General features: G+C 45.1%; 10 protein-coding genes. 2 read left to right on the top strand and 8 right to left on the bottom strand.

The window, feature by feature from the left end; translation table 11 throughout:
• Positions 1-108: 108 nt before the first annotated feature.
• From RIN81_RS04835 to RIN81_RS04805, 7 genes are all read right to left on the bottom strand, one after another.
• Positions 109-1,302 (bottom strand): MFS transporter, encoded by a 1,194-nt coding sequence (locus RIN81_RS04835; protein WP_309087912.1) that lies wholly within the window; start codon positions 1,300-1,302, stop codon positions 109-111.
• A 146-nt stretch (positions 1,303-1,448) separates the two neighbouring features.
• Positions 1,449-2,933: an alanine/glycine:cation symporter family protein gene (locus RIN81_RS04830; protein WP_309087910.1), complete on the bottom strand. Its 1,485-nt coding sequence runs from the start codon at positions 2,931-2,933 to the stop codon at positions 1,449-1,451.
• Positions 2,934-3,061: 128 nt separating this feature from the next.
• The gene (locus RIN81_RS04825; protein ID WP_309087908.1) at positions 3,062-3,937 is read right to left on the bottom strand and encodes an SDR family oxidoreductase; all 876 of its coding nucleotides are present in this window, start codon (positions 3,935-3,937) and stop codon (positions 3,062-3,064) included.
• 135 nt (positions 3,938-4,072) lie between these two features.
• Positions 4,073-4,636, bottom strand: a complete 564-nt coding sequence (locus RIN81_RS04820; RefSeq protein WP_309087906.1) for a TVP38/TMEM64 family protein — start codon at positions 4,634-4,636, stop codon at positions 4,073-4,075.
• Between the two features lie 77 nt (positions 4,637-4,713).
• The gene (locus tag RIN81_RS04815) at positions 4,714-5,442 is read right to left on the bottom strand and encodes a ZIP family metal transporter (protein ID WP_309087904.1); all 729 of its coding nucleotides are present in this window, start codon (positions 5,440-5,442) and stop codon (positions 4,714-4,716) included.
• Between the two features lie 130 nt (positions 5,443-5,572).
• Entirely contained in the window at positions 5,573-6,991 is a 1,419-nt protein-coding gene (locus RIN81_RS04810) for an S-layer homology domain-containing protein (RefSeq protein WP_309088281.1), read from the bottom strand.
• 158 nt (positions 6,992-7,149) lie between these two features.
• The gene (locus tag RIN81_RS04805) at positions 7,150-7,545 is read right to left on the bottom strand and encodes a hypothetical protein (protein WP_242233722.1); all 396 of its coding nucleotides are present in this window, start codon (positions 7,543-7,545) and stop codon (positions 7,150-7,152) included.
• A 227-nt stretch (positions 7,546-7,772) separates the two neighbouring features.
• Between RIN81_RS04805 and RIN81_RS04800 the strand changes: the two genes are divergently transcribed.
• Positions 7,773-9,926, top strand: coding sequence for an EAL domain-containing protein (locus tag RIN81_RS04800; protein ID WP_309087902.1), 2,154 nt, complete (start codon positions 7,773-7,775; stop codon positions 9,924-9,926).
• 250 nt (positions 9,927-10,176) lie between these two features.
• Positions 10,177-10,656 (top strand): hypothetical protein, encoded by a 480-nt coding sequence (locus RIN81_RS04795; protein WP_309087900.1) that lies wholly within the window; start codon positions 10,177-10,179, stop codon positions 10,654-10,656.
• A 146-nt stretch (positions 10,657-10,802) separates the two neighbouring features.
• Here RIN81_RS04795 and RIN81_RS04790 read toward each other — a convergent pair whose 3' ends face one another.
• Positions 10,803-12,674, bottom strand: coding sequence for a putative bifunctional diguanylate cyclase/phosphodiesterase (locus tag RIN81_RS04790; RefSeq protein ID WP_309087898.1), 1,872 nt, complete (start codon positions 12,672-12,674; stop codon positions 10,803-10,805).
• Between the last annotated feature and the right edge of the window lie 85 nt (positions 12,675-12,759).

Raw genomic sequence — 12,759 nt, 5'->3', positions numbered from 1 at the left:
TTTTATTTGTTACAGTTCTAAAAGTCAATGGAAGTGATTTTACAACAACAATGATGGATTGTCAATCCATGTTTCATCGCCTTTTTTCGACAAAAAAACTGTCTTCCCTCAGGAAGACAGCATATTTTGTTTCACAGCCCGTTTCTGCCATACTACCGTAATGAAAATCGTCAGCGCAAGCAGTACCAGGCCGAGCATAAACGGAAAAAAGATATTGATATCATACAAAAGACCGGCACAAGTCGGGCCCAGTACGTTGCCAATTGACATATACATGTTATTCATGCCCATGGCAAAGCCCTGTTCCGATCCTGCCATCTTCGAAATAAGCGTGTTTAACACTGGACGTAAAATCGATGTGGCACAAAAAATAAGCAGGGAAATGCCAAAAAACAGCCAGTAGTTCCCGGCAAACAGCGAAAGGAAAAACCCAAGGGCAGCGACTGCCAGAAAAAGATTTAACACTTTTCCTTCTCCGTATTTTGTGACGATCCGGTCGACGACAAACAGCTGTACAAGAACGCTGACAACGCCGGTAGAGGTGATCATTACCGCAATATCCTGCGGCGATGCCCCGAATTCATCATCCACAAACAAACCAAGCACCGACTCATACGCCATTAAGCCAAAGCTCATCACAAGTGTAATCACAAGCGGAATAAAATAGGGCATGGTCACCGAGCGGGCCAGCTTTTTCATCATCGGCTCCTCAGCCGGATGGTCTGCTGCAGCTGGCTGTTCCGGCCGCTCCGGTTCTTTTAGAAGCGCAATAGAGAACAAAACCGCAAACAAGGCGACAACCGCAGAAACCAAAAACGGGGCTTTTAAGCCGAAATCCGCAAGAAAGCCGCCGATACCAGGTCCGACTACGATCCCGAATGACATGGCGGCTGAAATCAAGCTGTTGCCTTTCGCCCGCTGGTCAAACGACGTAATATCCGCTACATAAGCGAAGATAGCCGGCACTAATAAAGCTGCTCCAATTCCGCCGATCACACGCGAAGCGTACAGCATCCAAATCGAATCAAAGAAATAAAACACAAACATAGAAAGCGCAAGTCCGAACAAACCGTATATGATCATGTTCCGCCGGCCATAATCATCCGCCCATTTACCGGCAATCGGTGAAAAAACAAGCTGCGCACCTGCAAAAATCGCGATCATCAGCCCGGCCGCCATTCCTCCTTCATTAATGGAGTCCAAATATGCAGGCAAAATAGGAATAATGATACCGAAGCTGCCAATGGCAATAAACATATTAATCATCAAAATAACTAACTTTTTCCTCTGATCACCAGTCATGTAAAAAACCTCCTTTTGTTCATCCTTGCTCATTTTAACAAATTGCTTCTTAAACGAAAATACATTTAAACAAAAGGAGTCAAACTTTCATTGCATCGCTTCCACACGCATCATTTCTTCCCTCAATACACAAAAAAGCAGCCCTTTTAGGGGCCGCTTGTTTTTTGAACAGGTGGTGTATTTAAGTCTCCGTCATTCTGGTTATATTCATTTTCCCAGAAGTCTGCGTTTTTGATGCCAAGAGGCCTTGGATCAAAAACGGGGTCCTTGCCCTGCTTTTTCTGCGCTTCATAATCTTTCAATGCGAGAAGCGCCGGTTTAGCTAAAATAACAATTGCAATTACATTCAGCCAAACCATGATGCCAAGTCCTGTATCTCCGAGTGCCCATGCAAGCGCAGCTTCGTTTGTTGCCCCATAAAATGTAGTAATTAACAGCACAACGCGCAATGCATTGATGGCAATCGGGTTCGTTTTCCCCCGCATCAAATACGAAATATTGGTTTCAGCAATATAGTAGTAAGCCATAATCGTTGTAAAAGCAAAGAAAAATAATGCAACTGCCACAAATCCAGCACCGAAGCCTGGAAGAACACTGTCGATAGCTGCTTGAGTAAAGCCTGGTCCTACTTCAACACCTGCCAGGTTTTCAACGAGCATCGTACCGTTTTCATTTGTGGTATTATACATACCTGTAAACAAAATCATAAAAGCTGTTGCCGAGCAAACGAATAATGTATCAATATAAACAGAAAATGCCTGTACAAGCCCTTGCTTTGCCGGGTGAGACACTTCAGCAGCGGCCGCCGGGTGAGGGCCTGTCCCCTGTCCAGCTTCGTTTGAGTAAACACCGCGCTTAACTCCCCATGCAATTGCCATTCCGAGCAATCCGCCAAAGACTTGGTCGGCGCCGAACGCACTGCGGAAGATAAGAGCAATAACCCCCGGTAGTTCAGTAATATTCATTAACACAATAATAAGAGAAATCAGAATATAACCCAGCGCCATAAACGGAACAATTACCTGTGCAGCATGGGCAATCCGCTTGACACCGCCGAATATGATAAAACCAAGAAGCAATATTGTAATAATACCTGTAACAACGGGATTAAGACCAAATGCATTTTCAATTCCGGAGGCAATAGAATTAGATTGAACCCCTGGCATTAAAATAGCCATAGCAATTAATGCAGCAATGGCAAACAAAACAGCAAACCATTTGATGCCCATTCCCTTTTCAATGTAATAAGCAGGACCACCACGGTACTGTCCATCTTCTTTTTGTTTGTAAATCTGGGCAAGTGTCGATTCTACGAATGCGCTTGCCGCTCCAATAAAAGCAATGGTCCACATCCAGAAAACAGCGCCCGGACCGCCATAGAAAATAGCAGACGCTACCCCGGCAATATTACCCGTACCCACCCGACCACTCAACGCAATAGCTAAAGCTTGAAAGGACGATACGCCTGCTTCTGAGCTTTTTCCTTGAAACATAAGCTTTACCATTTCTTTTAAATGACGTACTTGTAAAAATCTTGTTAAAATTGAGAAAACAAGGCCTACACCAAGTAAAATATAGATGACAGGGGTACTCCACAAAATGCCATTTAATGCGGTCACGAATGCTTCCAAACATCATCTCTCCATTTCTATATTTAAAATAGATTACTTTTTTAGAATAAAGGCTTTCACCCAAAATCACAATAGAAATGTGAACTTTTCTCACACAAAAACCCCTGCTAAAAGCAGGGGTTTTATGATTAAGAACTAATATAGTCGCCACCATTGACATGGATCGTTTGTCCTGTGACGTATGTGGAATCATTTGAAGCAAGGTATACATAAGCCGGCGCATTCTCAGACGGCTGTCCCATGCGCTTCATCGGCGTGCTGTCTCCATGCTTTCCTACTTTCTTTTCGTCGAATGTAGCCGGGATCAGCGGCGTCCAAATCGGACCTGGCGCAACAGAGTTTACACGGATTCCTTTTTCCACTAAATTCGCTGACAGCGACCGGGTAAACGTTGTGATCGCTCCTTTAGTGGACGAATAATCGATCAACTCTGGTGAGCCTCGGTACGCCGTTACGGACGATGTATTAATGATGGCATCTCCTTCTGTTAGATGCGGGAGGGCTGCCTGTGACATGTAAAACATCGAGAAAATGTTCGTTTGGAACGTTTCCTGCAGCTGCTCTGGTGAAATCTCTAAAAAGTTCTTTGTCGGAAATTGCTTGGCCGCGTTGTTTACAAGAATGTTTAAACCGCCAAACTCTGCCACAACATCTTCCACAAGCTTCCTGCAGTTTTCCACCTTGCTGACGTCTGTTGCTTTGTGCATCGCTTTTACACCATAGGACTCAACGATTTCGACCGTTTTTTTCGCATCACTTTCTTCATTTAAATAGGCAATCGCGACATTGGCTCCTTCTTTTGCAAAAGCAACCGCTACCGCACGGCCGATTCCAGAATCGCCGCCTGTGATCAAAGCGACTTTTCCGGCGAGCTTTCCAGATCCTTTATAATTCGGGTCATCATACAGCGGCTCAGGCGTCATTTCTGATTCGATACCCGGCTGCTCACTTTGTGTTTGCGGAGGTGTTTGTTCATCCATTTTTTCAAATTTATCTTGCGTCATGGTATCCACTCCATCCGTTTTATTTTACAGAAAAAGTATTCCCCCGCTCACAAAGAATAAACATTACTTGGATACTGTTGTTTTTGTTTTTTATTGAATTTTGCACATAATGAATTCAGAAATAAATCAAATGTGTTAAGATATTTTATCCCGATCCTGCGGCCTGCGCTTTTTCCTTTTTTCAAGCAGTGCATAAAGCAAAAGCAGCACCGTTAGAAACGTAAGCGATTCATACCAGGGCATTTTTTCAATCACGTCGCCAAAAGCGGTATATAAAAGAGCCGGTGTAATTACGCCAAGCATAGAATAGTGCATGTATTCGCGGTACGATTTGGTCATATCCATTAAATAAACGGACAGCAGGTGAAAATGAACAAACGGCATTACCCGCAGCACCATGACCTGCCCAAGCGTCATTTTCCGCTCCCCGGCTACTTTCCTTTTTACTTTTAACATTCGTTCGCGCACACGTGGAAATTGGTCAATCAGTTTATAAAAAACGGCACTCATCAATGACAGGCCAACAATAGAATATAAAGATCCCCAGACAAATCCGAATACATATCCTCCTGCCATACAAACAATCACAACCGGCAGGAATAAAAATGGGCGGATAAGATGTAAAAAAACAAATAAAACCGGTCCAAGCCAGCCCGCCTGCTCGATCATTCTTTCGATCCACTGTTCTGCCTCTATCATAAAGCGTCCACCTCTTATTAACAGTGTAGCAGTTTTCCATAAATTGAAGACAAGAAAAAAAGAGGGAGGCCCCTCTTTTACAGCTCATTTAGGAGCAGGGATACAAACAACCCCAGTGCTGCCATAAAGCCGACGACCGGGCCGCCCTCTTCAAATGCTTCGGGCATCATAGTCGACCCGACCATTGCAATAATCCCGCCGCCCGCAAAAGCCGCGATGGCCGCCATAATGGCCGGGCTTGCATCTTCCAGAAAGAAATAGCCGCCCCATGCGCAAAGAGCAGAAATGATCAGAACAGTCAGCCATAAAAGGAATATTTTTTTCTTTGAATAGCCGCCTTTTAAAAGACCCGTCGTACTTGAAAGCCCCTCCGGCACGTTACTGATAAAAATAGCAATGACAAGTAAAAAGCTGACCCCTTTTCCCGCTAAAAGGCTCGCACCGATCATGATGGATTCTGGAATAGCATCCATGACCGTTCCAATGAAAATCGCAAGTCCTGATCCGCCGTCCGATTCCTGCTCATGCGAGCGTTTCCGTTTAGCGGCCCCTTTTCTTGAAATATAAATGTCTAAAAGCGTAAAAACAAGCGCTCCAGCCATAAAGCCGGCTCCGGTCGCTAGAAATCCGCCTTCTTCAACAGATTCACCGAGCAGCTCATAAGAGGCTGCTCCAATCAGCACACCTGTACCAAAAGCCATAATGTAGCCGATCAGCCGCTTCTGGATAGGCACAAACAACGCAGCTAATGCACCGAGCAATACGGCTGAGCCGGATACACCGCCCCACATTAATGCCTGCCACATGCGAAGTCCCCCTTCTTTTTTCTATTCCCTTTACCGTTCCCTTGCTTGTCTGTTTAAAAACACTTTTTATTTTGAATTTTGCACAATTGGCAACAAAAAAATAGACCTGCTGACGAGCAGGTCTTTTGGATTATCGCTCTAGCGTGCGGTTTAAAAACGCCGCAAGCTCGCCGCGTGTAACAGGCTTGTCCGGATTAAACTTGTTGTTATCTCCGTAGGCAATACCTGCTGCGACTACCCGGCGGATTGAATCGTAGGCTGCCATTCGTGAATGTACATCCGTAAATGAAATCGAGACGGTTTCCTTTAAGTTAAATGCATTCGTCAGGATAATGGCCACTTGCGCTCTTGTAACCGGCTCTGTTTCTGCTAAACGGCCGTTCCTGTCTCCGTTTATAATCCCCTGTTTCTTGGCGACTTCAATAGGCTTCATACCGTTGGTCGGCAACCCGAGCGCCCGCACGACCATCGTCGCTGCCTCTCCGCGGGTTACTTGGCTGCCAGGCTTAAAGGTTCCGTCCGGGTATCCGCTGATAATGCTCTGGCTGCTAAGCGCGGCAATATCGTTATAAAAACGGTGATTAGCTGACACATCTTTGAACAACGGCGCAGCAGGCTTGTCCGATTTTTCAAGGTAAGCAGACGAAACAAAACCTGTTTTGCCATCTGCGGTTCTCACTGGGTACCAGACAAACTGCCGGCTAGTGTTATTTGGATTTTCGTCAAATTGAAACGAGCCCGTAATCGTTAAAGCGGTATCTGCAGGCAGGATCTCCTTATAATCATTTGTTCCGCCGCCTGGAATGCTTCTTAACTTCGAATCTGCTATTATTACGGCCTGATCGCCTTTTTGCAGATGATAAGCAGTTTGATTGAGTTTGCCTGTCGGCGTATAGCTCATTTTCTTGAACACAATATTGTCCGTCCGGTCCGGATCGTATTGAAAGTCCTCCGGTTTAAAGCCAAAGTCCGCAAATGACCGCTCGTTTAAAAAACTCGACGCTTTGATTTCAGCAAATACTTTTTCTTGATAAGCACCCGTATTTTTCTCACCGGTTGATTGTTTAACTGGGCTGTTAACCGGCTTGATACCGTTGTAGGCCATCACAGGAAAATACCAGTTTTCGATCACATCACGGCCTGCACCAGAAATTTTCGGGACATTGCTGTCATACATCTGGTCAAGCACAGTCACGCCCGCTTTAATGTTATAAACCAGATCTGTTTTTAAAAGTTCTTCTTTAAATTGGGACTGATTAGTCAGCTGCATAAGACCAATGCCGCCATCGTCTGAAACGACTGCTTGTCCACTTTCATCGAATTGTTTCCAACCGCCATTTTCCTGTGTCGCAATCGCTTTAACAACCTCTGGCGGAACCTCCTGCTTCAGCGCTTCTTCTGTCAGCAGGCAGTTAATGTGCTGAAAGGACGGATTCACGCCCGGCTGTACGCTTCCATACGCAGCACATGCAGAAGTATCAGCAGAGGCTTGTCCACTAAAAGACAGGCCGGCTGCCAGCAGAGACAGCACTCCGGCTGTTTGAATCATTTTTCTCACTTTCCCACTCTCCCTTTTTCTTTCATTTTATCACAATCAAAGACCAAATAAAGGAAGAATTGTGTCGTTTTAGCTTTTTTACAGACGAAAACGGCCTGTCCCAATTGACAGGCCGCCTTTGTATGATCTATTCAGCCCAAAGCAAGCTTTTACAAGAGCCGGGCAAACGCTGATTTCAAATAGGAATCAAACGCTTTTTCTTCGCCCTGCTGCCAGTATAAGCTGTCCGCATAGGCTGCCTGGTCCGCATAAATATTGTCGAGAATATCCGGCTCTTCTTCCGTTGTTTTGCCCGCACTTACTTGGATAAACGGTTCTGTTTCATCAAATACAACGTCAAAGCGGAGAAAACGATCTTCGATTCGGAGCGCTGCTGCGTTTTCTGCTGCTTCAAATGCTGCGTCCAAGCCGACCGCTGCATATTTTTCCAAAGAATCGTCAAACGCTTCTAACTTTCCATATAAATCGAGAAACAAGTCTGCTAAAAATAATTCATCTTTATAACGAGCGTCTAAAAACGTCCGCATTTGATCTTGAAACGCCATGACATCTGCTCCTTTGCTATTTAACTATTCATAATTTACAGTATAAACAATTTATTCCTTTATGAAAACTATTGTTTGCCTGCTCTTTATGTAGAAAACAGGGTAAAGAAAAAGAAGCGGATTCCATTTTCTTTTTGAAATACCGGTTTTCCCCGGTTTTACATAGCTTATTCGACAAATTTCTTGTAAGATTTAAAAAAATGCCTGTGGAAAGAGGAGCAGAGGTCATGGAAAATTTGTTTTGGTCTTCATCACTGCTCGATGTGTACCAATCTTTATTTGAACAAGGTGACGAAATTTCGTTTGCAGTGGATATGAAAGGAAATGTACAGCTGATGAACGAAGCGGCTGTCCGGATACTGGGCTATACGTCAGCTGAATTTAACCGGATTGATTATAAACAAGTAATTCCAACCGAACATGTGGCAGAGGTAGAGGTCCATTTTTCCCATGTTCTTCAAGGAAATAAAGCATCTTTTCGTATGATGTTTCAGCATAAAGACGGATATATTGTTCACTTATCTGTAAACGCCGTTCCTATTTACGAGAACGGTACTGTTCAAGGCGCTTTTGGCATCGGCCGCGTGCGGACGAATGAACAATACACAAGCGAGCTTTTAAACGGACAAAACCGTATTTTGCAAATGATTGCCAAAGGCGCTCCCTTTGATGAAGTTCTTCACCAGATTGCAGCCATGGCAGAGCGCATTTCACCGGGCCATCTGTGTGCGATTATGCTGCTTGACCAAGAAAAGAAGGCTCTTTTTCACGTTGCAGCGCCTAGGCTGCCTGATGAATATATTAAATATATTGATGGGGTCCCCGTCGCTGAAAACCAGGGATCGTGCGGCACGGCTGCTTTTTTAGGGGCACCTGTTATTGCAGCGGACGTAGCAAAAGACCGCCGCTGGCCTGGATATCGGGATATCGCACTTAAACATCAGTTAAATGCCTGCTGGTCCACCCCTGTTTTTGATGATGATCAGCAGATTATTGCCACGTTTGCGATGTATGCCCGCCAGCCGTCTGTACCGACCGAAGCGGATAAACGGCTCATCCGTGAAGCGACCCGGTTAACGAGCCTGGCCATTCAGCATTACCGGGCGAAAGAACAAATTTACCAATTAGCTTATCACGACCACTTGACCGGCCTGCCGAACCGCCGGCAGTTCCGGCAGGCGCTCGAGAATACGATTGCCCGTTATCCGCATGAAACACACGCACTTTTTTTCCTGGATCTGGATCGTTTTAAATTTATTAATGATTCGTTCGGCCATAAAACCGGTGATGATTTGCTTAAGATGATTGTTGACCGCATTCAAACGCGTCTTGGTCATTCTCTTCTTTTTTCCCGGGAAGGCGGCGATGAATTTACCGTCTGGATTGAGGGGACAAGCCCCCAGGATGCGGCTGATATGGCGACAGCGATGTTAGAGACGTTTCGCGAGCCTTTCTCCCTTCAAGGAAATGAGCTGTTTATGACAGCAAGCATTGGCATCAGCTTGTATCCGCACGACGGTCTGCAGGAACAGGACCTGTTTCGAAAAGCCGACATGGCGATGTATGAAGCCAAAAAGAAAAACCGGAATTCCTTTCAGTTTTATACCAGTATGCTGGACCGGCAGTCACTAAAAAAATTAAAGATGGAAAGCGAGCTTCGCTCAGCGCTTGAACGGGAAGAATTAAGCCTTGTCTATCAGCCGATTCAGAACTTGTGCACCGGTGACATTTACGGAGCAGAAGCCCTGATTCGCTGGAACAGCCGGCATTTCGGCTTGGTTTCACCTGGCGAGTTTATCCCGATTGCGGAAGAAACGGGCTTGATTATTCCGATCGGCGAGTGGGTCATCCGCACCGCCTGCCATCAGCTGAAGGCGTGGCAGGAAGAAGGCCGTTCTCTTACCTGTATGTCCGTCAATTTGTCTATTTCACAGTTTTACCAGTCCAATCTGGCAGAAACGATCCAGGCGATCATCAAAGAAACCGGCATACAGCCATCTCATTTAACGTGTGAAATTACCGAAAGCATGACAATGGATACAGATAACGTTGCTGCTGTTTTGCAGCAGCTGCAGCGTATCGGTGTTTTTATCTCCATTGATGATTTTGGGACAGGCTACAGCTCGCTCAGTTATTTGCAGAAGCTGCCGCTTGACACGTTAAAAATCGATCAGTCTTTTGTCCGCGATATTGCCGTCAACGAAAGCTCCGAAAAAATCGCGACGACTATTATTTTAATGGCGCATCATCTCGGTCTTCACGTTGTGGCTGAAGGAGTCGAAACGGAAGAACAGCTCTCCGTTTTAAAAGAATACCAATGCGACGCCGCTCAGGGCTACCTGCTCGGAAGGCCGGCGCCGCCAGACGAATTTTTTGCTTAAACGAACAGCAGCCGGCATTGGGAGCCGGCTGCTGTTTTGTTTCTTCTCTTTTATACTAAGTGCTTTTCGAAAAAAATCGGATTTTTCTGCCGGTTAACAGCCAGGGGCACATTTTATGGCGCGCAAATGTTTAAACTACTGTCAAGAAAGGTTAAAGATGTAGATAAGTTCATTCATTTACATACACGTTCCTGCGCAAAACGGCAGACGTCCGATGCATGCAATGGAACGAGTCGAAAGGAGACTTTTTATGCCTGTTAGAAAAAGCCCGGGGTATTATGAACGTAAACTCATTGCCGGCGCCCTGGCCGGTACACTTTTTTTCCTGCTGCTGGTTTTTATTCAGCCGCTGCCGATTGATACGCCGGCATCCGGCTGGTCCAATTCCCTTCAGCGATTTACAAACGCACTTCCGGTTTACATGATGTACATTGCGCCGGTGGCCATTATTTATTTTGTACTGACATCATTGATCAGTGACAGAGCGGCCCGTTATTTGACCCGCCGGAAAAACGGTCACAATGAATGGCTGTTTTCCCTGATCTTTCATTTGATCTTCGGTCTTATTTTATTTTGGTACACACTGGCCGCTGCGCTGTTTTTCTTTGTGATCGACCGGATGTTAAAAAAATGGCGCGACCGGTATTCCTATAAACATGTGCTTCTGGCGATGGTGGTTCCGTTTTTCACCTGGTTCATTTTAATGATGGTCGCATTTTTAAAAGGGTAAAAAAACCCGCCGGATTCCGGCAGGTTTTTTTGTTTTATGGAGCCGCTCAGCGCTTGCTTCAGGCAAACAGCCGCATGACCAATTTTAAAATGGCTGCTTACGCCTGCTTTACTTCATTATGAAGCCCACACGTCATAAAAACAGCCTTACGCATCAATCTTCATTTTTTGCTGCTCCCGCACAAGCAGCTCTTCTGCTTTCTGATAAAGAAGCGGCTTACTGAACAAGTAGCCCTGTCCGGTCTGGCAGCCCAGCTTCTTTAGCATGCCCAGCTGGCCGGCTGTTTCAACACCTTCTGCCACCACGTTCAGCTCAAGATTGTGCGCCAGGTCGATAATATTTTTAACAATCGCTGCTTCTTTTCTGGACGTCGTCACATCCCTTATAAAAGACTGGTCAATTTTCAAGCAGTCGAGCGGCAATTCTTTTAACACGCTGAGAGATGAATAGCCGGTACCGAAATCATCAATCGAGACTTTCACCCCAATTTCTTTTAACTGGTCCAAAATACGCTTTGTTTCCTGCGTATTCTGCATGATGCTTTCAGTAATTTCAATTTGCAGCAAGTTTGGGTCCATATGGGTTTCCCGAATCAACGCTTTAAAGGTATCCGCGAAATGCCGGCTTTGAAACTGCTGAACGGAAATATTGACGCTCATGCTAAACCGTCCGTATCCCTGCTGCTCCCACCGCTTGCTTTGCAGGCATGCTTCTTTCAGCACCCACTCGCCAATTGAGGTGATCAAGCCAGATTCTTCGGCGATCGGAATAAATTCAGACGGAGACACAGAGCCAAATCTTTCATTTTTCCACCTAATAAGCGCTTCAAATCCTGTTATTTGGCTTGTGGCCAGATCGACCTGAGGCTGATAGTGTAAAAAAAGTTCCCCTTTCCATATGGCCCGTCTCAGCTCTTTTTCAAGCGCCGCTTTGCGCTGCAGCCTATTGTATAAACTCGAATGAAAAAACTGATAATTGTTTCGCCCTTTTTCTTTGGCTATACGCATAGCGGAATCTGCGTACACAAGCAATGTATCCATGCTGTTTGCATCAATGGGCGACGTGCTGATTCCAATGGACGGCGTAATCAAAATTTCATGATCCTGTATCGTAAAAGGTGTGGTTAAGGTTTGCAGCAGCTTTTCCGCCAGGAGGGTGAGCTGCACTTTGTTTGTCTTATGGCTGACAAACCAGAATTCATCTCCGCCAAAGCGGTAAATGGTACCGCTTTCTTCCATCAAGGCACTTTTGAACCGGCCGGCTGCCTCTTTAAGCAGTGTGTCGCCTGCCAGGTGGCCAAAAGAATCATTTACTGTTTTAAAGCGATCAAGATCAATGATGAACAGCGCTGTTTCTTTTCCTTCCTGCAGCCGCTTATTCAAATCAATAAACAATGACGTCCGGTTTGGCAGCCCCGTAAGCAAATCCGTATACGCTAACTGCTTAATCTGCTCTTCCGATTTTTTTCTTTCAGTGATGTCTAGAACGACACCGTTTGTTTTCACAAGCTCGCCTTTTTCATTCCGAATCGGGGATAGTTTTACCTCTACCCACTTGATGTGCCCATTACTTACGATCCGGAATTCAGTCGTTTGAACTACTTCTTCTTTGTCGTCTTTATAAGAGCGAAGAAAATGTAGCACTTTTTGATAATCCTCATGATAAAGGTATTTGCGCCAAAGTGTTCTCTCTGTGTAAGCATCTTGAAGCGAAACATCGAGAATTTTTTCAAATCCTTTCGACAGTGAGATGCGGTTTGTTCCGTAATCAATGGACCAAATAGCAGCATCCACGTTATCTAACAGGCTTTGCAGCTCATGCTTTTTTTCCTTTAATTTTTCGTTTAAATTGCGGTTATAATCATAGTGCCTGCCCATCCACCAGGCAATGATAGAAAAAAAGAACAGCGATAAAAGATGGTATCCATTGTAAAGCTGCGCAAAATCAAGCTTCATTGTCCAAAAGAAATAAGCAAAATCGGCAAACAACGGTGTGCCTATCCTACCGATGTATTTCATATTTTCTTCCCCTTTATTGTCGAAATATGCGTTTTATAATCCCTTAGACCTATAAATTGATCATAGCAGAAGAAACTAGCCATGA

Source organism: Domibacillus sp. (assembly GCF_031181085.1).
Lineage (GTDB): Bacteria > Bacillota > Bacilli > Bacillales > Domibacillaceae > Domibacillus.
Note: the sequence above shows the minus strand (reverse complement) of the source record. Positions and strands in the feature narration are given on the sequence as shown.